We start from the raw sequence: 22,257 nt of genomic DNA on the forward strand, positions 1-22,257 counted from the left end.
TGCCATATGACAATGTTTCTCGCGGTCGCGACTGTGCTCGTCTGCATCGGCCAAACCGCCCCGAACTCCCCCATGCAAACCAGGTTCATCGACCTTTCGAAGGAGACGCACCGACAAATCGTCGTCGATCGGGAGCCGGGGCAGTACCTGGGCCACGTTTCGACTGTGCTGTTGGAGGACGGTCGCACTCTATTGGCCGCGTATCCAAGAGGCCACGGAAAGGGCGCGATCGTGCTCAAGAAGAGCACGGACGGCGGCAAGACCTGGAGCGAACGGCTGCCCGTACCGGATAACTGGTCGACGAGTTTAGAAACGCCGACCATTCATCGCACAATCGACCCTAAGAGCGGGAAGAAGCGCCTCATCCTCTGGTCCGGTCTTTATCCGGCGCGCCTTGCCTTTAGCGAGGACGACGGCAAAACCTGGACGCCGCTCAAACAGGCGGGCGATTGGGGCGGAATCGTCGTGATGGGCTTTGTGGAAAGACTAAGCGACGGCCGCTATCTGGCCATGTTTCACGACGATGGCCGATTCTTTTCCAAGAATGGCAGGGCAACCGGCGCTTTCACGCTTTACAAGACCTACTCGACAGACGGCGGGCTGACTTGGTCGTTCCCTGAAGTCGTTTGGAGCGGTTCCGATATTCATTTGTGCGAACCTGGTTTTGTCCGGTCGCCCGACGGCAAGCGCCTCGCGGTTTTGTTGCGCGAGAATCGTCGCGTCAAGCGATCGCACGTCATGTTCTCAAGCGACGAGGGCAAGACGTGGAGCGTGCCTCGCGAACTTCCGCTGGAATTGACCGGAGATCGGCACACGGCCAAATATGCCCCGGACGGCAGGTTAGTCGTAAGCTTTCGCGATATGGCTTCCGGAAGCCCGACCTGGGGCGATTGGGTCGTTTGGGTCGGGACGTTCGAGGACATTGAGCAAGGACGCCCGGGCCAGTACCGCGTTCGTCTGATGGACAATCTGAAAGGCTCGGATTGCGCCTACCCTGGAGTCGAAGCCTTGCCGGACGGCACATTCGTCTGCGCGACGTATGGCCATTGGGCAGAGGGCGAACAGCCTTATATCGTCTCAGTTCGGTTTAAGTTGCAGGAGTTCGACCAAAAGTAAAAATCCCCCAGAGCCCTTGGAGAGGGCCTGGGGGATTGGGGGTTTCTACTGTTGCTTTGCCGGGGGCATGCGGTTGCGGACTTGGAACTCCGGCCCCATGTTGTACAACTCGGGATGGAGGTAGAAGCCGCGCTCCCAGTCGGCCTTCCGCTCTTCGACGATGATGGGATAGGCTTTGGCGAACGGGTCTTGCCGTACGCCGTAGACGACCCAGGTAACCGACTTGCCGGCCACGCCGCCGCCGATCTTGAAGCGCCCGCCCTTGAGCTCTTCAGCAATGTGAAGGTTGGGCATGGGCGCGCCGATCGCCGTCAGATTGTAGTCGAAGTCGGTATTGATCGCCGTCAGCCAGGCGGGCACATCGACGACCGCCTCGCCCTTAGCGTCGAACACCGCGCGACCCTTGTAGATGTTGGTCATTTGGTCGCTCTCGACCGAGGCGTGGCGCAGGTAGTAGTTGCCCGGGTCCTGTGGATGGTCGATCAAGAAGGCCTTGACCCCTGCAGTCGCCGTATCGCCATAGATCTCGCCCAGGTTGGCGCCGGTGATCCGGGCGCCCGCGCGAGCGGTGGCGTCGGAGTTTCGGATAACCTCCATGCGACCGTTGCCAACGTCATCCACGAACATTTGGGATCTGACCTTAAGCGCGGTGGCCGCGTTGGGCTTTGAGGCGGCGACGAATCCATGATGCCGTTGGACGGCGCCGGTGCCGACCGCGCTCAGTTGCACGATCGGCAGGGCGCCTTCGTTGTTGACGATGATTCGGCCGTGGTCGCCTGTGGTGTTTCGCGCCAGTTCGATCCGGGCGCTGCCAGCAACAGTTGAAACCAACACTCGGCCGCTGAAATTAGCGGCGGCCTGGCCTGTGGCCTCATTGTTGTGGATCACGCGCATGGTTGTGTTCGTGGATGCGGCAGGCGATGAGGCAAATACCGCGTTTTGCGATGCGGCTGCGGACTCGGCGAATACGGCAACGCCCCCTGCGCCTTCGGCTTTGCCGTAGACACCGTGGCCGCTAGCGCCAGTTGCATGGCCGTAGACTCCGCTTCCGCCTGTCGTATTGCCGAAAACACCGATGGCCGATAGACCGGTGTTGGCTTGACCGTGCACTCCGATGCCAGCAGCTTGAGAGGACGAGCCATATACGCCTGTTCCGACGATCGGCGTTCCGGCGGCGCCGAATTGCCCGACGACGCCGATGCCGCTGGTGGTTGTGCCGTAGACGCCCTTGGCGGCCGCGCCGTTGTTGGCTACGCCTAAGACAGCGGCGGCGCCCGCCGTTCCGGTGATCGCATGCATGGCCGTGCCTGCGGGCGCCGTAGGAGCGGCGCCTGCGGCGATCGCGACCATACCGATACCGGTCGTGCTTTGTCCAAGCACGCCGATACCGGTCGCATTGTTCGCTCGACCCGATACGCCTATGCCGTTGGCCACATCGGCCCGCCCGGTAACGCCTCGAGCGCCTGCGCCTGTGGCAACGCCTTGCACCGCGTCGCCATCGGCTGCCGAAGCTCTGGCATCGACGCCCACGCCTACGCCTTCTGCATAGACGCCGATAGAGGCGGCTCCGTTGGGCGCACGGAAGTAGCCCGCGGTTACGTTATTGTTGACGATATTGGCTTCGACGCCGCGGCCGCCGGCATTGACGTTGGCCGAGACCCCGACCGTAACGCCGCGCCCGTCGACACCGACATTTCCGGTGCCTATGACGCCAAATGTTCCGCCGGTTGCTCGGACGGCTGTTCCAGCATTAGCCGTCGCATCGACGCCGAACGCATTGCCCGTGATCGTCGCGCCGACGGCTCCGGCGCCGTTGACGGCAGAAGCCGTGAGGCCGGTGCCGTTGGCGCCGGTGGCCGAACCGATCAGCCCGGTGCCGCCTCCTGCGGTCGCTGTTGCGGTTACACCAATGTTCGTGCCGGTGAATCCGCCGCCAGGACCTCCGCCTGAGGTTACAAGGACGCCTTCTCGGCCTGCGCCGCCTGCGATGATGCGCGCGCCGATGCCGTCTACAGTCGTAACAAAGACTCCGACGCCGCCAGCGGCGGAGGCGTCTGCTCGGACTCCGATACCGCCAGTCGTCGTTCCATGAACTCCAATGGCGTTGCCTCCGTTGTCGGCAATGCCTCGCACGCCTGTAGAGTTGAGGCCCGTGGCTTCGCCGCGGATGGCTGCGGCGCCTCCAATGGAAGAAACGCCCCAGACGCCGGTGCCGGCCGGAACGGCTACGATCCCCGCGCCGACCAATCCGTGAACGCCGACAGTGTTCAGGCTAAAGCCTTGTACGCCGGCCCCTGCATCGTTTCGCCCGCCTACGCCAGCTGCGTTCGGGCCTATCGCGTTGCCTTGAATGCCGTAGCCGGTGCCTGTGTTCGAAATTGTAAAGACCGCTGCCGGCGTTCCTACATTGGCGGCGCCGACAAATGGGAGGAGCAGTCCGCTTGCTATGGGATAGGCCCAACCGGCGTTGCCGAAACCGTCCGAGGTGATCGCCTGTCCGACCAAGCCGCCCGCTCCGCTGATCTTGTTGATCGTTACGGACGCATTCTGAAGGTGCACGTTGCCTACGGCTAGCGGCGCGATTTTCGTCGCGTCCACTGCCGCGTTTGCGATGTGTCCAGTTTCTACCGCTAGCGCTGCGATCTTCGTGCCGTCCACTGCCGCGTTCGCGATCTTTGGCGTGGTTACGGCCCCATCCGCTAACTTCGCAGTGGTAACCTGGTTATCGCCGATCTTTCCGGTCGTAACGGCGCCATCCGCAAGTTTGGCTGTCGTAACCTGGTTATCGCCGATCTTTCCGGTCGTAACCGCGCCGTCGGCCAACTTGGGCGTGGTTACAGCGCCATCCGCAAGTTTGGCTGTCGTAACCTGGTTATCGCCGATTTTGGCCGTAGTAACCGCGCCATCGGCCAGCTTTGGCGTCGTAACCGACCCGTCGGCCAGCATGGCGGTGACCACGCCTAAAGGCATGATCGAAATCTCATCGCCGACTATCTGCAGTCCGGCTCCGGCCGTTACGATGGTGCCCGGCCCGGGCTTCCAGACTTCGAGCCCTGCGTCCCACTTCAGCACTTGGCCGTTAGTCGGCGCATCGGCGGCGATGTTCCGACCCTGCAATCGGATCGCATTGGCCGTATGCGCATAAATAGAGTAGGGCACTGGCATCATCTTGATGCGCGGCGCAAGCACATTGTGAGGATCGGTGTCGGCCCCTGGCCGCACGGATATCTCTAGCCAACGATCGGCGCCGGCAAAGGCTCCCGCCCCAAAGTCTAGATCAACGCTGAACAGACCATTGGCAACGTCGAGGTCGTTGAACGAGACGGTGGAACCGATCTGGTCGCCCAACGTCTCGGCGTTGAAAAGCTTAAACTGAAAGTCGAACTGCCCGTTGGCCGGGCCGCCGTCCTGTCGGATCTGACCCTGATAGTTAAAAGCAGTCTGCCCAAAAACTGTCAAACAGAGCGCGGCATAAACCGCAAGCGTCGCAAAGTAGCGCATCTAATCCCTCCTTACCTTTTGTGAAGCGATTAGAGTATACGCCGGTTTTGGGTCAGATTCCTGCTTCTCGTCGGTATAATCCCAGCGCTTATGGTTGCCCCAAGGGTCGTGCCGCCGATTGTGCTCAGCCCTATGAGAGCCGATCACTTGGATCAGGTGATCGCTATCGAGCGTCTCAGCTATTCTTCGCCTTGGACAAGAGGCGCGTTTGCGGCCGAACTATCCAACGCGGCAGCCTTCTACTTAATCGCGACACTGGACGATGCGTTGATCGGTTATGGCGGTTCTTGGTCGGTAATCGATGAAACCCATATCACTACAGTCGCCGTTCACCCAGATTTTCGGGGCAACCGGTATGGCGAAGCGATCCTGCACGCCATGCTGGACGCAGGAAAGAGGCATGGGATGGAGCGAGCGACCTTAGAGGTTCGCGCCAGCAATCAAGCGGCTATCGCCCTTTACCAAAAGTACGGGTTCGTGGACGTTGGAGCGCGACCAAACTACTATAAGGACCCCGTCGAGGACGGTCTTATCATGTGGCTGGAGGGGCTTGCGTCGCCTCGCTACGAGCTTCGATTGAAGGAACTGCGCAAGGGGCTTAATTATGTTGCTCCTTGGGATTGAAACCAGTTGCGACGAGACGGCGGCGGCAATAGTCCGCGACGATCGTGCTGTGCTCTCCAGCATTGTCGCCTCGCAAGTGGACATTCATGCTCAATGGGGCGGCATCGTGCCAGAGGCTGCGGCACGCATGCATGTCGAACGGGTCAATCCGGTCATTCAACAGGCTTTAGATACAGCCGGAATCGGCTTTGACGGCATCGATGCGGTCGCGGTAACGCACCGGCCTGGTTTGGTCGGAGCGCTCGTCGTCGGCATGGCGGCGGCCAAGGCGATCTCTTTCGCCCGAAAGATTCCATTAGTAGGGGTCAATCACTTGGCAGGGCATTTCTACTCGCCTTTTCTATCTGCCGAGCCTCGTTTTCCTTGCATTGCGCTCATCGTGTCGGGCGGCCACACAGAACTGGTCTATTCGAAGGCCCCAGAGAAGTTCCAGCTGATCGGGCAGACGCTGGACGATGCGGCGGGCGAGGCCTTCGACAAGACCGCTCGACTCTTAGGTCTTGGCTATCCGGGCGGAGCGGCGCTTTCGGAATTGGCCAAGCAGGGAGATTCGACCCAGATCAAACTCCCCCGGGCGAAGTTGTCAACGCCGTTCGACTTCAGTTTCAGCGGGCTCAAAACGGCTGTTCTGCGTTACGTTCAATCCGCTCCAAAAGGCTTCTCGAAACCGGACCTCTGCGCCGCGCTCGAAATGGCTATCGCAGAGCCGCTGGTCTCAAGGACGATGGCCGGTGCAGAAACTTATGGGGTAGGAACAGTAACCGTTTCGGGAGGCGTCTCGGCTAATAGGACGTTGCGATCCCTCATGGCCAGCGCCTGCGAACAGAATGGTTTTGAACTCCTGATGCCCGAGCCGCACTACTGCACCGACAACGCCGCCATGATCGCGCTCGCCGGATGGTATCGCCTGCAAACCCACGGTCCAGACGATTTCGATTTGGATGCCTATGCTTACGGCGATTGGTCGAGTTAGGTAGAATCGCCTGCGTGAGGCTCCGCGAATTCGTTAGCGACCACCTAAACAGCCTTTTCACCGCGCTCAAGGCCTCACAAGCCCCGCCGATCGGAGAGTGTGACGAGGCTCAGTTGAAGGAGTGTCTTCGCAGAGGGCGAGTCCAAACCGGCACAGTCCGATATCGGCCTATGGCCGTGCAATTCGAGTTCATTTTTCAAGACCCATCGCTCGGACCGGCCGTGCTTACGGTAACTGTAGAAACCCCGGAACCGATCGTCTATATGCCAGTGCCCGATTGGGTTCAAGAAGAGGTCTGGCAAGGCGAGGTGGGCGGTACTTTTCGCTTCAGGAGCGAGGCCGAACAGATGATCGAGCAGTTCGCCGCATCGACGCTCAGCACGGATCAGAACGCCGTCTGGTTTGAGGAACGGCAGAGGGCCAAAAGGCGCGAATGACGCTGTACGATTCTAAGTACCGCCTTAAGTTCGAGCAGGGCGAGCTTCCCAACGGTTTGCGCTTTGTGTTTGCGCCCGACGACGGCGCCCCGGTCGCAGCCTCTGTGCTTCTCTATGATGTCGGCGCTCGAAACGAAGACCCGGGCAAGACGGGGTTTGCCCACCTGTTCGAGCATATGATGTTCCAAGGCTCTGCGAACGTGCCGCGCGAGATGCACTTTAAGCATGTAGAGGCGAACGGAGGCGTTTGCAACGCCTTCACCTCCTTTGATGTAACCGTCTACTTTGAATTGATGCCGTCGTCTAAGTTGCCGTTGGCGCTCTGGCTAGAGGCGGATCGGATGCAGTCGCTCGACCTGAGTCAACAGAACTTGGACAATCAGCGGGCTGTTGTCAAGGAGGAGCGCCGCCTAGCGGTAGACAACAAGCCTTACGCCCCTGCCAGAGAGCGACTGCGCGAAATCGCTTACGATTCCTTTGCCAATCAGCATTCGATCATTGGCTACATGGAAGACATCGACCGCGCAAGCCTCAGCGAGTTTCAGGAGTTCTTTCGAACGTATTATGCGCCGAACAATGCGCTGCTTGTGGTAGCGGGAAGCTTTGACCCTCGGGATGCAATGAAGCTGATCGAAGAGCTCTTCGGCGGCGCTTCCAGACGGCCAGACCCGCGGCCGCCCGATGTCAACGAGTCTAATAGGAGCGCCGAGCGCAGAGAGACGATCCATGATCCCTTGGCTAACGTGCCGGGATTGGCCGTCGCATGGAAGGCGCCCGACCGCTCGCATCCCGACGCCGAGGCACTCTCGATGGCGGCAGAGATACTGTTCGGCGGATCGGCCTCACGGATTTATCAGCGTCTTGTCAAAAAGGACGCACTCGCAGTCAGCGTCTCGGGCTATCTGGAGATGCGGCGAGGGCCGAGTTTGTTTCACTTCTTTGCGCTTCATCGTCCAGACGTCGATCCCACCGATATAGAACGCGCGGTTTACGATGAGTTTGCCAACTTCGCCCTCAACGGCCCGAACGATCAGGAGGTCGAGCGGGCACGGGCCAGAGTGCTGGCACAGAGGCTGGGAGGGTTGTCCATTTATGGGTTGCAATCGCCGCTTGGCAAGGCGCTGGCGCTGGGAGAGGCGGGCCTGTTCGATGGCGATCCGGATCAGGCCAATCTGCGGCTAGACCGAGCCCTGACTTTGACGCCGAGCAGCATGAAAGAGGCTGTCGCACGGTGGTTGATCGATGATGGCGAGCGAGCGACGCTGCACATTGGCGCTGGGGAGGGAGGATCGTGAGCGCCTTTCCGACTTCGCCTCCGCCCGACTTAGAATCCAAGGCGTTCGTACTGCCGGAGCCGATCAACATGGCTCTATCGGGCGGCACAAGGCTTAAGTTCGTGCGGAACGAGCAGGCGCCCATGATCATCTTGCGCGTCATCGTCCGCTCTGCGGCAGAGCATTGCGCCGAACCGTTCGGGCTAGCGGCTGCGGTCGCACGGCTGATCGCATCGGGCACTAGCGGCAAGTCGAGCTTTGAGATCGCCGACGAGGCTAATCGATATGGCGGCGGCGTCAGCGCCTCCGCATCGAGCGATTACGCCGTTCTGTCCATTAGTTGTCTCAGCGCCTACTTGGATCCCATGATGAAGTTGGCCGGGGAAGTCCTCAGCAATTCGAATTACCCCGAGAACGAGGTCGAGATCGACCGTGCGAACTTGATCCAAAGGCTGCGCGCGCAACGAGCCGAGCCAGGCTTTCTGGCTGCAGAGAAATATGCCCAAGCAGCCTATCCAGGACATCCTTATAGCATGGTCTCGCCTTCCGAAGAGGACGTCCTCCAATGGACGGCAGAACAGATGCGCGAGGCACGGCAAGCGCTTTTCCGTTCGGGCGCCTCTAATGCGATCATCGTTGCCGTTGGCGATGCAGAGCCTGAGAATCTAAAGGCCGCGATCGAGCGCCATTGGTCAAACTGGTTAGCGAGCACGACAGAACCAGAAGATTTCATCCAACCCATGCTGCCCAACGAATCTGGCGAGATTTGGGTTCAGAGGCCGCGATCCGCTCAGTGCAATCTCAGAATCGGCTGCCGCGCGCCGACGCGCACCGACGACGAGTTCACCCCGCTCAACATAGCAACGGTCGTGCTTGGAGGTTCCGCCAGCTCTCGCCTCTTTCTGAACGTCCGAGAAGATCTCGGCTACGCCTATCACGTTGGCGCCCGTTTGAGCACGCGCCTCAAAGCCGGTTCAATGATCGTCGAGGCCGAAACGGCCCAAGAGAACGTCCGCCATGCTATCCAAGAGATTCATCGCGAAATCAATCGTATGGCAAACGACGGGCCGACCGAACAAGAACTCTCGACCATCAAGGCCTATATGACCGGACAGTTGGCCATGCGCTGGATCACCCAGGGCGGGATCGCCGACACGCTTTTGGTCAGCGAAGCCTTTGGTCTGCCCGACGACTATTGGCAGACGCAACCCGAACGAATTCGGCAGACAACGGCCGAACAAGCCCGCCAAGCCTTTGCCAATCGCCTCGATCTAGATCGCTTAATCACCGTCGGCGTAGGCGAATCGCTGTGAGCGCGGGTAAGATTCACGGTCTTGGAACATTTTCCGCGCAATGCCGGTCAAACCACTCAGGGCAGAGCGAATCCATGCCTGCCTTACCGCTTGCCAGGGGGTATAGCGCTTTGAAAAAGGGATTTACACTGACCGAACTGTTAGTCGTGATCGCCATCATCTCCATCCTCGCGGCGATCATCTTTCCGGTCTTTAGTTCTGTAAGGGAAAACGCTCGACGAACCACCTGCGCTTCCAATCTGAACCAAATCTACGTCGCCTTTGAAACGTACCGCCTGGACTATGGCGGCCAAGCGCCGCCCGCGCTGTTCGGTTACGTCTTGGGCCAAGGCAACAGTTGCGCGGTTCAAGCGCCCAACATGGACCAGCTTCCCAACAACGAGTTTCTGCGCCACTACCTCAAGAACAGCGCGATCTTTCAGTGCCCCAATAATCCAACGAACGATCGGGGTCTGCTGGGCACGGCAGTCTATCCCGCAGGACATGCTTTGGCGGGGCAGACCGTTAGAGAAGACCCCTTTGACAACAGCAGCCCGGTCAAGTGCTTCTATCAAGCCAATTCGTACGACACAGGCCGACGTTTGGACACCAGCCAACTCGAGTTGCGATATACGCTCTTTTGGTCTAACGAGGCCCTCAACGGGGTCGAAAACCAACTGAACGGCGGCACGACCACCTATGGCCTGGGCTATTACGATCCGCCGGTCGGCGGCAAGCCCAGCGATACGCCAAGGCAATTGGGTTATCGTAAGAAAGAGCCTAGCGCTGTGATCACATGGTGCACCCACCATCGAAAGTTCACCAATTCGCAAGTCAACAAAGGCAAGGACGATCTGGTCCTCTTTGCGAGCGGCAACGTTGCTCGATTCGACTCCGCGACCCTGACGGACAATCCTTATAATAGGCGGCCCTAATCGAAGGCAGGATAACCGGCCTAAGAAACCGAAAATAAACTGTGGAACAAAATCGCCTTTCAGAATGTCGAAGAGAGAAAAGCGGCGTCGCGAACGCAGGGCCGATCGCGATGCCGCGCGTCCGTTCGACAAACCGAGAGGCACGGATCAAGAAACTAACTGTGCCGGGGGCAGCAATGAAAAAAGGGTTTACCTTGACAGAACTTTTGGTCGTTGTTTTTATCGTAACCGTGCTCGCGGCCATCATCTTTCCTGTTGCGGCCTCTGTTCGCGAGCGCGCTCGACGAAGCTCCACCCTGTCCAACCTTCAACAGATCTACATCGCCATCCAGCAGTACAAACTGGACGAGCAGGCTTTTCCGCCCGCGCTCTTCAACTACATCGTCGATACTAACGGCGTCGGCTGCGGCAACATTGCGGCGCCCCCCATCGATCATGTGGATACAACGGGGTTCTTAAAGCCCTATCTAAGATCGACCGAGGTGTTCCATTCGCTCAACAGTCCATACGACGATCGGCGCATTTTGACCGAGGTCTACTACCCGCAAGGGCATGCATTGGCGGGTCGCATGGTGCGGGTCGACCCCTTGGATAATTCGAGCCCGCCTCTTTGCTACTACCGTTACGACAGCATGAACATCGGGCACAATCCGGGCGCCAGCCGCTTTGAACTGCGATATAGCCTTTTCTGGAGCAACAGCGCGCTCAATCAAACGGAGAATAGACTCGGAGGCGACCCGAACGGCGCCCAACCGTATGGCGACGGCTTTTGGGACGCGCCGGTCGGCATGAAGCGCACCGACACGCCGCGCCAATTGGGCTACAAAAACCCCGATGACTCCACCGTTATCACCTGGTGCAGTTATCACCGAACTTATAGCGGCGGTACGCCTAACTTGGGCAGAGACGACTTAGCGCTGTTCTTGAACGGCACAGCCAAATCCGTGAGCACGCGGGATGCCGCCGTTAACAGCATAGACATGTTCAACGCGCCTTACAACGTCCGACCGTAAATCGGCCCGAGGACAAGAGGAGATCCGAAAAGATGAAGCATCGAAGCGCAGAACGAGGAACCACGCTGATCGAAATTCTCGTGGTCATCGTCATCTTGCTGGTCGGAATCTTCGCGTTCGTTCGCCTTTTGCCCACTGGCTTCTTCATACTTCAGCAGTCTGGCGAAGCAGGAAACGCAGGACGCTTGGCTCAGAGCGAACTGGAGAGACTAAAGGCCCAGCCCCAGAACTTAGCCTCTGCAATTCTCCCTGTTAAGTTCGAACAGGACGCTCAGGGCAACTGGGGACAGGTCATCGATATGGACGCCGAGCCGGACCGCATGGTTTTCGACGACTCCTATCTGCCCGCCTATTACAGGCAGTACGCGACGGGCGCAAATCGATTTCGAGCCATTCGAGGCGAGCGCGTCAACGTGCCCCTGCCCGGACCGACAAACGTTGGACTGGGCTGCGTCTACATGACTTCGTTCGCGCCCATCGTCGAGGACCCGCCAAGCGCGATCAGCTCCAATCTGTTGCTCTACTCGGATCCGATGCGGCGCAACGTGATGGAGTACGACACCTCTCGATTTCCTCGGTTGAGGCCGTTTGAGTACGGTATCGATTACGACGAGGCCAAAATACTCTTGCGTCCCCGAGCCGACTTCGCCGTATCGTACAAAATCGACTTTGCCTTCTATCAGCAGGTCAACGGAGCGGTTACCGTCGTCTTCTCACAGCAGACGGCTCTCTTAAATCCTACGGGCAATCCGAGAATCACAGCGGTTTGGGGCGATCTGGAGTACAACGGCCAGCCGGTTGCCACCGTCCCAGGCTTTATCGGCATCGTCCCCGATAGCGATGTGGCCGCAAGGCTGTTCGATCGATTGGGCAACTTTACGGCTTGGGCTGCGGACTATCCCTACCAATACAAAGTGGTCAACCACGCCTTGGGACTTGTTATCATGAATCCGGCGGCGTCCGGCTACTACGAGCGGTACGGCAATGGGCTAAGACCCCTCAGAGCCAATGTCGATTACATCGTGCGAGACTGGCGGATTATTCGCGAAGATCGCCAAGTGCCCAACCGCCGCATCGTCAAGCTCACTTTCAGCAATGTCAAGAAGAGCGGCGACCTGCAGAACGACCAGACGACTTACGCCGGCCTAGCCATTACGCCGGACGGCCAACTGATCAGCGGCACCGAGGACGTGCTGATCATCAACACCGAGGACGGCGGCGTGGCCAAGTCGGGCTATCAGGTCGACTATCGAACGGGCGAAGTGCGCTTTGATCAGAACGTCGATTTTGTTCGCGTTCGATTCGATAATAACACTCTTCAAAGGATGTTCGAGCCTTATACGGCAGATCTGAACGCGCAAACGCTTACTCTACGATTTCTTTATCGAGTGGAGAACGACTGGGCGATGTCTGCGCAGAAATCGACCGAGAGTTTTACTCCATCCTATTCGCCCGCGATCAACTTCGATCAGTGTTACATCAGCGACAGTTCGCCGCAACTGTTCTTTAGGCTTTGCGAAGCGGGCAAGACGGTCGTGCTGAGAGAGTATTTCTATCGGGACGACAAGGGCAACATCCATAGGGCGGCCAATGGAATCTTTAAGATCACGAACAATCCCGCCCTCTACCAGACCAACGGCGCCATTCGGCTAGCGCCCCTCGATCTGAGAGAGAGACATCCCAATGCGGTCGCTTGGGCGCCGGAACCGACAGGACTGCCGGTGCGCGGCGTGCAGGGCGTCTCTCTGCGAGTGCGCATGAGTTGGCAGCCGCCAGGACAACGAATCAAAAGACAAGATTTCGATACTTTGCTGGTTCGAGAGCAGTAACCCGCGCCGGAACATCCAGCGGGTAGAAGAGGTCATGAATAAGGAGCGATCGATGCGGAGCGTCAACAAATGGAGAGCCGGGTTCACCTTGGTAGAACTGCTGGTGGTCATTGCGATCACCGCCATTCTGCTGGGCCTGCTGTTAGGCCCGCTGGTTACCGGCTTCAATCTGACGCGCAAGAGCCAAGCCGTCATCCAGGCGCAAAACTCCGCCCGTTTGGCCATGGAGACGGTCGAGCGCGAGCTTCGCAGCGCAGCCTATATCTTTGACAACTTCGACCGTCGTCTTAGAATTTGGGCGCGAGACGGCGCCGGAAACATGGTCTACAGCGACGAGCCTTTCTGCATTATCGACCTTGCGCCGCCAGCGCGAGGCAACCCGGTCGCGCCCTCTAACGATCCCACGACCGACGTGCCGACCGGCGAGATCAATCTTCCGCTGGCCGCCGGCCGCGTGATGGTGCGCTACTTTATCGGCCTGCAGGACAACCGCTCGGCGATGAACAATGGCGTCTGGATGCCCGTCCGAGGCTATGTCAACGGCTTTGAAAGCAACTTCGTCGCCGCCGGACAAGACGACAACCTCTACCTCTTGTATCGAGCCGAGTTTCCAATCTATCGCGAGGACGGCTCGCTGAACACCGACCTTTTTGTGGACGCCGATAACGACAACATACCGGACGACTTCGACGATCCGAACTTTTTCTACGGTCCGAATTGGCAGAACTGGCAGCGCGTCGCCCAACCGGTAGTCGCCGCTCAACGAGCCGACATGATCACGCTCAAAGTCGATCCTAACGGTGCCATCACCGAGTTCAATCCGCTCATGCAGTTCAGGCCGGTCGAGGTCAAAGGCCAGACGGCCGCGCCGATCTCGGACAATTCGCTGAGCGACGAAATGGGCGATCAGGCCGCGCCGACCCAGTTCCGACTGCCGCACGGCTCCTGGGCCAACAAATTTGATATGGCGATCTATCGAAGTTCGCCCGACGCCAACCCGGCAGCCAACCAGACTCGCGAGCTTTTCTACACCTCGCGCGAGCCGAACGGCTGGATGCTCTATCACTGGATTCAGCCTGCAGGCGCGCCTAACGGCACAGCCGAGCGAGTCGCTAACCTCACTGAGTTCAAAAGATGGTTTTTGGGCGGGCCGACGCCGACCATGCCGCCTAATCTTTGGAACCAGATGGACGTTTCCACCACTCAAGAGCCGACCATCTTCTTGGTGGACGAAGGCAATGGGATGCTCCAGTTCGACATTCCCTCATGGCTCTTCGCACCGAACGGATTTGTCTACGACACGGACGTTATCAACCAGCGATATGTCGATGCGATCGCGCTGGATCCCGACAACGCGCCCAACATTCGCCGGTTCGTCAGCCTGATCGATTCCGACGATAACGGAACGATCGACAACCCAAGAGGCAACAACCGAAACCCGGTCGCCTACTACAGCGCCGGGGTCGTACCCGGCTCGGAACTCGTGATCGGGCCGGATCAGAGCGCAGGACCGCACTTTGGCCGACCCATCCGCTACACTCGAGTTGCCTACAATTCGATGTCGGTCGGGCCCAACCAGTATCGCGTTCGATATCAAGATTTGATCACCAATGCGGCCGCGCCCGAGTTCAACCAGCCGAGATTTCGTCGCGGCTACATCGAATTTACCAGCGACCCGGCCACGCCGTTGCCATCGGGAGAGATCGTTGTAACGTTCTCCTTTCAGCTCAATCGAAAGAGCGACACGGTCGTCGTGGACTATGTTACTCGACAAGCCCTCAACGTCTCGATGTCGATCAAGGTGTACGACCCCGGCTCGGGCGACGCTATGTACTATGCCCTCAACACCAACATCGAACAGCCGAATCTGATCCGAATCATGGGAGAGAGATAGGATGAACCGGGTTTACCCAAGACGGGCAAAACAAGACGGCACGACGCTCATTATCGCGCTGCTGGTAATCGTTATCATGGCTTCGCTGGGCGCCGTGTTCATCAGCCTCATCTCCAGGAACATCCGCTTTGCGGAGCGCGGGCGCGAAAGCCTGACCGAGCAGTACTTTGCCGAGGCAGGCATCCGATTTGCCGTCAATCAGCTTTCCCACAGCGAAGAGGGCGCCGATTGGCGACCTCAGCCGGACAACCTGGATATGACGCAACCCCTCATCGCTCGAGATCCCGATGCGCCTTTCTTGATGCCATATTCCCAGGCCGATCAATTTGATAACAATGGCGTCCGGGTCAGCGGACCTTCGGGCGGCTTTACGCGAATCGCTTTTGGAAAGGGACGATCGCTGGTGCGAGTCAGCTACCAGCCTCAACTGAACGATCCGTTCTCTCACATGATCAAGATCGAATCGGTGGGACGAGTGGGCGAAGTCGATGCGAACGATCCGACGACCTTCATCAACGACGGACCGCTCAAGAGGCGCGTGCTGGTCGCATATGTCCAAATCGGCCTTGCCGACTATCTGCGCTTTGTCATGAACCATGATCGAAGAGCCACGCCGACCGAAGTCGGCGCGGACGAAATCGGCCTGGTCGATCCCCAGAACGCCGCGCAGAGCATCACTCCGACCATCGTCTATGGTCTGCCTCAGGCTGCCGGCGCTGGATGGGGCGGCGCGCCCATGCGTTTCAACACCGACGTTCGCTTCCGCGGCAACGTTCAGATGTTCGTCAACCCGGATTTTGAGCGCGTAGAGGTTGCCGGCAGCATCGACGTGCCGGGGTTGGCGGCCAATGGCACGCCGTCGGTAACGCTTAACGGCGTTCCCGTTTATCCCAGCAACCGACAACAGTTCAGCACGCACAACGGCCTTATCCGCGATGCCAGCGCGCGCGTCGATCCTTTCGGCTATCCGCGCAGCGCCGCCTACCTCGAACCGCCCCGCATGGACGTGGTGGACCCGGCCAGCGGGCAGAACCGTTACATCGCCCTCACCCGCGCATCGGGCCGGTGGCGGCAAGACTTTGGCGGCAACTGGTACAACACCGGCCGAGACGGATACGGCCGTGGCATCTACATCAACAACACGGGCGACATCCAGCAAGAGAGCGGCAGTTTGGTCGGCGGCTATAGCATGCGATCGGACTGGCTCAATCCAGGCCGAAGTCCCTTCTGGAACGGCGCGTTCTACACGCCGCCGGGAGCCTATGTCGAACTGATCGATCGAGCCGACGTCAATCCGTTGCGAGCCAAGTTCGGAATGGTCGTTACGCGAAATCAATCCAACAACAACGACACTTGGAGAGAGCCCGTATCGGGCAGGCGAACAAACATCAAGACCCTTGGCTTCTGGTTCCGAGCGCCCAACGACCGGTTCGATCCGCGCATCTACAACGATTTCACGCGCAACCAGCCGAACCAGGATGTCGAGTTCAATGGCGTCATCTATCTCGAAGGCAATGTGCGAATCCGAGGCACGATCCCGCGCGGTCGGCAGATCACGATCGTAACCAACGGCACGGCCTACATAGAAGGGAACCTTTTAAAGGGCGACGCCTTCTCGTCGCTGGCTATCATCGCCAAGGACCATGTCTGCCTGAACACGACCCAGTTCCTTTCGAAACTCCCAAGCGGACCTGCGGTCGCTGTAACCGATCCGTTGGACAGCGATGCACCGTTCCACTTTTCGACCGATGCCAATACGCCGCTCGACCTCAGTTTCTCATTCGGCGTCGATCCGACGACATACGACACCTTTAACACTTACGGCGTTCGGTATCTTACCAGGCACTCCGGCGCTTCCGTCGCTTCATTGATCAACCTACTGATCAATCCTGGCGTGGACAACAGCCCGCTCAACGATTTTTATCTGTTCAACCTGCCCAACTTTGCGCCGAACCTCTATGTGCTGCAGAATCAGGCCAGTCAGATTTATCCGCGCTACGAGCGAGGCGGCATCAACCTGCTTCCGCCGACCAACAACTACGCGATATACGTCCAGCCAGGTTGGGAGAACCTCCTAAGGTTTCAACTGGACCCGACGGTTAGCGCGCCTTCTGGCAATCAGAACTACTTCTTTAGCACGGGCGCCGTGGTGCCGAACGATTGGGTCGTCCAAGCGGCCCTCTATGCCCAGAACGGCAGTTTCTTCGTTATCCCAGGCTATTGGCACAACACCAACACGGACGACACTCGCGCCAACTTTGCCGCTCGGGGCACGAGGCCGCTGGGGGTCTTGTCGCCAGACGTTCCGTTCTACGGCGAACCCTTGGACATTAAGATCACGATCGAAGGCGCGATCGCAGAGAACACAGCGGCTTCGTTGCACGACCAGAGCGAATGGCTCAAACGATGGGGATGGATTCCGCTGACCTATGGCAATTCCGGACAAGAGATTCCGTCCACTCACCAACAGTTTATGCATCACGCCGATTACGCGGCCAATCTCTTTATGCGGTACGACCGCACTTGGCGCAGGCCGTTCAGCAACACTGTTACGCCCGAACCGTTGAGGATCGCGAATTTTCCAGATCCGTCGGGCACGCATCCCGGTCGGCTTTTGCCGGCTGCGCCTAAACTGCCTGTCTGCCCCAAGCCTGTTTATGTAGGAGAGGATAGAAGATGAAAACCAAGCGATTTGACCGATTGATCAAGGGCGGCTTGGCCGCCTTAGCCATTTTCAGCGCTGCTCAAACGGCGATCGCCGATGGGCGCGGATACGGGCCTCGGAGAGCCGAGATCAATGCCGCGGTCGTGGTCCTCTCCAACCAGCCCGACGATCCCAATATCGCGCCGGGCGCGGACGACAGCCGAGACTGGTACGCCTTTTTCGCCCTCGATTCGCGCACCGACCTCAAACCGCCTGGCTGGGAGTTCTTGAATCCTTACGCTCCTGCTGATACCGGCAAGCGGTCTGCACGCTATTGGAAGGTTCGACTGAGCCAACTGAGCGACAACCAACTGATGCGCTACAACGTGCTGTTGCTGTCGGCGGCGCCGGCCTCGTTCCGTATGAGCCTAAGCGATCGGGACAAACTTCGACGCTTTGTCGATGCGGGCGGCGTGCTTTGGGTCGAGATCCCTGCGGGATGGAACAGGGGGCAGAACATCTTCTTCCCAGACGTTCGCAATACAATATCCGCCGGGGGGGCAGCTGGCATCTTTGCTATCGACCACCCCATGCTCCGAGGTTACTACACGCTCAATCCGACAGAAGCGCTCAACCTTGGCGTTATCAGAACCTCCGCGTTTACTCTGTCGGTCAGCGAACTGATACCCGTCATCGGCACTTCGACCAACCAGAATATGCTGGCGTCGGGAATGTACGGAAGCGGACGGATCGTGGTGAGTTCGATTGGCATCGCGCAGTCGCTCAGTCAGCCCTTTGGGTCTGGTCCGGCGGCGCTCGCATCGGCCGTAAAGTTGGTTCCACCCAAGGATCTCAAGCTGATTTACAATGCTGTCCGTTGGGCCGGCTCCACCTCGACGCCCAGCAAAGATTTTCGAAGGTCCAACCATGCGTTCGATCGATACGGTGCCCCGATGGCCAACAAATGGCAGGCGGCAGGCATCAATCCAGTTGCAACGCCCACCATTCACAAAGGATTTGTCTATATTGCCGACGGCGGTCGTCTCATGTGTTTTGACGGTTTCCCCCGCAGGGATGCCGACCTGGACGGCAGCAGCGACGACGGCATACCCGATCTGTTTCGCAATCCGCCCATTCCGGGACGTACCTACGACCAGGTTTGGGAAGCTCGGTTAAGCGGCGGCCAATCGAGCAGTCCGGTCGTCGTCCAGGTCGCGCGGCAACAGCCCGGCGGCCAAGTAACGCCCGAAGACTTAGTGATCGTGGTCGGCGATTCCGACATACGCGCCTACCGCGCCGTGCCGAGATTGCCAAACGGACGCATCAGCCCGGTTGGAGAATTGGCATGGACCGTCAACTGGGGCGATTTTGGCGGAGCCCCGCTCTCGCCGGCCCGGCTGCCTAACGGCGAGACCGTCGGAGCGCTCTATGCCGACGGCCTGATCATGATCCCGTGCGAATCTTCCAGCGGCGGCAACAACCATGCGGGCATGGTCGCGATCTGGGGGCCGACCGGACAGACGATGTACAGTTTCGATCGCAATCAGCCAGGCGTGCCGATCCCGTGGGTACAGCCCAACCCGCGAAGCGTCGTTCCGGTCAGCACGTGGAAGGCGCATCCTGCCATGGGATGGGTGCCTAACACCAGCCAGGGCGGCGGGGTCGATCTGGTCGCCTATCTGCCGGGCGAACAGCAGTTCGGCCAGGGCCAAACCGTAACCCAGCCGACCGTGTTTGCGTTTTGGGTGGGCGCAAGAGGAGAACTTTTGCAACAAGAGGCGGTCGGCTCTGGGCTGTTCTCTACTCGCCTCACTCGCGTCTCGGGCGCGGATATGTTCATCATTAACAACCAGTCCAACCCCGGTTGGGAATTGAGACCTCGCGTCTATGCGGAAAACCGGCTGACGAGCACAGTGGTCGAAGTGCCTGACACGGCGCTGAACTTTGCGCAGGGCAACGGCCGCGTGCAGATCGATCCGACTTGGGATCCGGCCATCTACAACCTCTACATCGACTACTTCCTCGATTGGAAAGCCGTCGTCCAAACGGCGCTTTTCCGAACCTTTATGACCTTGGCCTCGGCCAGTGCTGCCGGACAGAACCCGTATGCCAACGAGATCGCGGGCGTAACCCTGGCCCCCGATGGCACGCTGTTCGTCGCCTCCCACGCTACCGATGCCACTGCGCCGCTAAGCAATGGCAACGTCTTCGCCGTCGAAGAGCGCTTTAGCGACGGACGCACGAGCGGCACTCGCGTGCTATGGCGCTGGCAAGCCCACGGCGGATACACGCAAATCGTAGCCGGTCAGGTAACCGGCATTCCGGCCTCGCTCAACTGGATGGACACCAGCCTTCCGTTCTTTAATCAGTGGATCAACAGCGGTTTGATGGATTTTGGCGAACCCGGAAACAACCAAGACAACGATCAGATGCACGTTCGATTTACCCATCCGCCGGTCTACGCGAACGGCGTGCTGTACCTGGTGGGAGAAGGGCGCGTGCGCTTCTTTGGGTTCCCAGTCGGCTACAGTGTGCTGATGGCGCTCGACGCCAATCCGAATCAGTTCGAGATTCGCCTGGGCGCGCCGATCACTAGCCCGACCGGCACGATCCTCATCCGACAACTGGATTATGCTCGCGGCGGCCGAATCAATGGCGCCACCAACACCATCTCGATCAATCCGAACGGGAACGACCGCCGGATCGAGCTGAAAATGGAAGGCGGCGTGATCCGATTCAAGTCCTTCGCCGACTACACACAAAGTCGCCCCGACCTGATGAACAACGTGCTCAGCCTGAGCCAGCCGGTCGAGGTCAATATCAGCGGCCAAAGCTACTTCATCCGGCCAAGCGACCCGCAACTGTCCGGCACTTGGAACAACCTGCTTTGGTATGTCGTTTCTCCAACGGGCACGGCGCAAGGTCCGCCGGTGGTGATGGGCGATATCGTCTACACGCCGATGAACAACACCTTCTTTGATCCCGGCCAAGGCGGCATCACCACGTTTGGCGGCGTAACCGCCATGAGCGCGAATCCGAAAAGGGAACTGCCCAACCTGACCCGAGGCGGACAGGTGCCTCTGATCGGAGTGGAAGCCATGCTCTGGCCAAGCCTCAAAGATCTGCCCGCCGATGCCCAGAACAATCCGGGCGCGTTTCTGCGAGAATTGATCGTGCGCTTCCGCAACAGTTCGATTCTCGGAAGCAACGTGAGGCCTCTCGCCTTCGGCGACGGATTGCTGATGGCCAGCGGCAGCGAAGGCATGGTGGCCTACGAGCGCGAGTTCACGCTCATTGCCGACAACGGACGAATCATCGAACTGGATACCGAAAGCACAGTGGCCTGGGCGGCGGAGAACAGCGAACTGCTGACCCAACTCACAGGATCGACCGAGGCCGTCGTCAAAACGCCTATCGGTTCTTCCGCTCGAGTCTATCGCATCAACCCCAACGAGATGCTGGTGGTCGATTCGACCAACGACCGAGTGATCGTGATGGATCGTAGCGGCAACGAAAGACGAATCATTAAGTCGTTCGTGCCCGATCGCGCGCCGATCAGAGCGGCTAACGGCAACATCGTCAATTTTGCAACAACCCGAGACGCCAATCGGCCAACCGGATGGGTCGGGGGCGATTCGGTTACCCTGCGCTCACCCAGCGATGCGGCCACTTGGACAGAGTTCGTGCCCAATGCCAACAACCCGTTTGCCTACAAGTCGCCAACGGGCCTGGAGTATTGGGTCCACTATTTGATCGCGGACACGGGCAACTTCCGAATAGTCGATGTGGTCGATCGATATGCGGCCGACGCGACCACCCGCGCCGTGCGAGGAGTCTTGATCGATCCGAGCACCAATCAGGAGCAGCTAAACATGCTCAACTGGGTCTCGCCCACGTCGACCGACGGCAAAACCTACCGATACGTGGGTGCCAATCGATTCCAATACGGCATTCTGAACCCTGGGCAGGCCAACGAGACTCCCGTGTGGGGATTTGCAAGCCTGGTGCAGAACTATCGGGCAGGTGGGACGGCCGCAACGCCGCAAGATCGCCAATCGCCCGAAGAAGGCATGATCATCCTGCAGATCAACAATGCCGACGGCACGACCAGTCTCAACTATTGCCGCAGGATGCGCATCCGGCTTCCTGGCCAAGGCGTCGTTGAAAGACCACTGATCAACCCGGTTTCGATCGCGGTTTCTCCGAACGGGCTGGCCGGCAATGTCGGAAATGTCCAACTTTTCGACATTCGGGTCATGTTCGTCGATGCGACCGGCGTCTACGAGTTGACGCCCAATCCAAACTCCGAAACTTGGGACTGCGTTTGGGCGTTCACCAACGAAGCGTACAGCAACTCGGTGCGCCGTCGCTATCGGACCAAGTTGTTGCATCCAAGTTCGGCGCCCATCGTTTTCCGAGCGGCCCAGGCCAAAAGACTGCCTAATGGCAACGTGCTGATCGTCAACTCCTATGCAGGGTCGGTACTATTGGCCGAAACGAACGGACCGCCGACCATTGCGGAGTTTCTTGGAGAGGTGTTCGAGATCGATGGACGACCCACTACCATGAATTTTGACGACGATGACGATCCGAACGATTGGACCGATTCGATCCTCGGATTTAGCAATTCGTCGATCATCTGGAGCTCAGCGGATCGACCGGGGTTGTCAGGCTCGTACCAGTTGAGAATGCCGACATCGGCCGATCGACCTTTTTAGTTAGAAG

At 59.0% G+C, this 22,257-nt stretch carries 12 protein-coding genes and 1 pseudogene; 12 read left to right on the forward strand and 1 reads right to left on the reverse strand.

Annotated elements, in window-relative coordinates; translation table 11 throughout:
- The first annotated feature begins 6 nt into the window (after positions 1 to 6).
- On the forward strand, positions 7 to 1,116 hold the full coding sequence (locus tag HUU60_08010) for an exo-alpha-sialidase (protein ID NUL82648.1): 1,110 nt from the start codon (positions 7 to 9) through the stop codon (positions 1,114 to 1,116).
- A 45-nt stretch (positions 1,117 to 1,161) separates the two neighbouring features.
- On the opposite strand, the gene HUU60_08015 is transcribed toward HUU60_08010, so the two are convergent.
- Entirely contained in the window at positions 1,162 to 4,617 is a 3,456-nt protein-coding gene (locus tag HUU60_08015) for a hypothetical protein (GenBank protein NUL82649.1), read from the reverse strand.
- A gap of 132 nt (positions 4,618 to 4,749) precedes the next feature.
- Between HUU60_08015 and rimI the strand changes: the two genes are divergently transcribed.
- From rimI to HUU60_08070, 11 genes and pseudogenes are all read left to right on the forward strand, one after another.
- Positions 4,750 to 5,241, forward strand: a complete 492-nt coding sequence (gene rimI / locus HUU60_08020) for a ribosomal protein S18-alanine N-acetyltransferase (protein NUL82650.1) — start codon at positions 4,750 to 4,752, stop codon at positions 5,239 to 5,241.
- Entirely contained in the window at positions 5,222 to 6,214 is a 993-nt protein-coding gene (gene tsaD, locus HUU60_08025; GenBank protein ID NUL82651.1) for a tRNA (adenosine(37)-N6)-threonylcarbamoyltransferase complex transferase subunit TsaD, read from the forward strand. The genes rimI and tsaD overlap by 20 nt, the downstream gene beginning before the upstream one ends.
- Before the next feature lie 14 nt (positions 6,215 to 6,228).
- Positions 6,229 to 6,651 carry a hypothetical protein gene (locus HUU60_08030; GenBank protein NUL82652.1) on the forward strand — a complete coding sequence of 141 codons (423 nt, stop codon included), beginning with the start codon at positions 6,229 to 6,231 and terminating at the stop codon, positions 6,649 to 6,651.
- Positions 6,648 to 7,946 carry an insulinase family protein gene (locus HUU60_08035; GenBank protein ID NUL82653.1) on the forward strand — a complete coding sequence of 433 codons (1,299 nt, stop codon included), beginning with the start codon at positions 6,648 to 6,650 and terminating at the stop codon, positions 7,944 to 7,946. The genes HUU60_08030 and HUU60_08035 overlap by 4 nt, the downstream gene beginning before the upstream one ends.
- Complete coding sequence (locus HUU60_08040; protein NUL82654.1) at positions 7,943 to 9,238, forward strand: insulinase family protein; 1,296 nt, start codon at positions 7,943 to 7,945, stop codon at positions 9,236 to 9,238. Before HUU60_08035 ends, HUU60_08040 begins: the two co-directional genes overlap by 4 nt.
- Positions 9,239 to 9,312: 74 nt before the next feature.
- A complete protein-coding gene (locus tag HUU60_08045; GenBank protein NUL82655.1) occupies positions 9,313 to 10,152 on the forward strand; it encodes a prepilin-type N-terminal cleavage/methylation domain-containing protein in 840 nt (279 codons plus the stop codon).
- A 176-nt stretch (positions 10,153 to 10,328) separates the two neighbouring features.
- Complete coding sequence (locus tag HUU60_08050; protein NUL82656.1) at positions 10,329 to 11,165, forward strand: type II secretion system protein; 837 nt, start codon at positions 10,329 to 10,331, stop codon at positions 11,163 to 11,165.
- A gap of 32 nt (positions 11,166 to 11,197) precedes the next feature.
- Positions 11,198 to 12,994, forward strand: coding sequence for a hypothetical protein (locus HUU60_08055; GenBank protein ID NUL82657.1), 1,797 nt, complete (start codon positions 11,198 to 11,200; stop codon positions 12,992 to 12,994).
- 34 nt (positions 12,995 to 13,028) lie between these two features.
- A pseudogene (locus HUU60_08060) lies at positions 13,029 to 13,139 on the forward strand (prepilin-type N-terminal cleavage/methylation domain-containing protein).
- A gap of 1,750 nt (positions 13,140 to 14,889) precedes the next feature.
- Positions 14,890 to 17,568: a hypothetical protein gene (locus tag HUU60_08065; protein ID NUL82658.1), complete on the forward strand. Its 2,679-nt coding sequence runs from the start codon at positions 14,890 to 14,892 to the stop codon at positions 17,566 to 17,568.
- Positions 17,565 to 22,250: a hypothetical protein gene (locus tag HUU60_08070; protein ID NUL82659.1), complete on the forward strand. Its 4,686-nt coding sequence runs from the start codon at positions 17,565 to 17,567 to the stop codon at positions 22,248 to 22,250. The genes HUU60_08065 and HUU60_08070 overlap by 4 nt, the downstream gene beginning before the upstream one ends.
- Positions 22,251 to 22,257: the final 7 nt, after the last annotated feature.

It is taken from the genome of Armatimonadota bacterium, assembly GCA_013359125.1.
Lineage (GTDB): Bacteria > Armatimonadota > Fimbriimonadia > Fimbriimonadales > GBS-DC > JABWCR01.

Coding starts and splice junctions, on each gene's coding strand:
- HUU60_08010 (NUL82648.1), top strand. CDS start 7: ATGACAATGTTTCTCGCGGTCGCGACTGTGCTCGTCTGCATCGGCCAA.
- HUU60_08015 (NUL82649.1), bottom strand. CDS start 4,617: ATGCGCTACTTTGCGACGCTTGCGGTTTATGCCGCGCTCTGTTTGACA.
- rimI (NUL82650.1), top strand. CDS start 4,750: ATGAGAGCCGATCACTTGGATCAGGTGATCGCTATCGAGCGTCTCAGC.
- tsaD (NUL82651.1), top strand. CDS start 5,222: ATGTTGCTCCTTGGGATTGAAACCAGTTGCGACGAGACGGCGGCGGCA.
- HUU60_08035 (NUL82653.1), top strand. CDS start 6,648: ATGACGCTGTACGATTCTAAGTACCGCCTTAAGTTCGAGCAGGGCGAG.
- HUU60_08045 (NUL82655.1), top strand. CDS start 9,313: ATGCCTGCCTTACCGCTTGCCAGGGGGTATAGCGCTTTGAAAAAGGGA.
- HUU60_08050 (NUL82656.1), top strand. CDS start 10,329: ATGAAAAAAGGGTTTACCTTGACAGAACTTTTGGTCGTTGTTTTTATC.
- HUU60_08055 (NUL82657.1), top strand. CDS start 11,198: ATGAAGCATCGAAGCGCAGAACGAGGAACCACGCTGATCGAAATTCTC.
- HUU60_08065 (NUL82658.1), top strand. CDS start 14,890: ATGAACCGGGTTTACCCAAGACGGGCAAAACAAGACGGCACGACGCTC.
- HUU60_08070 (NUL82659.1), top strand. CDS start 17,565: ATGAAAACCAAGCGATTTGACCGATTGATCAAGGGCGGCTTGGCCGCC.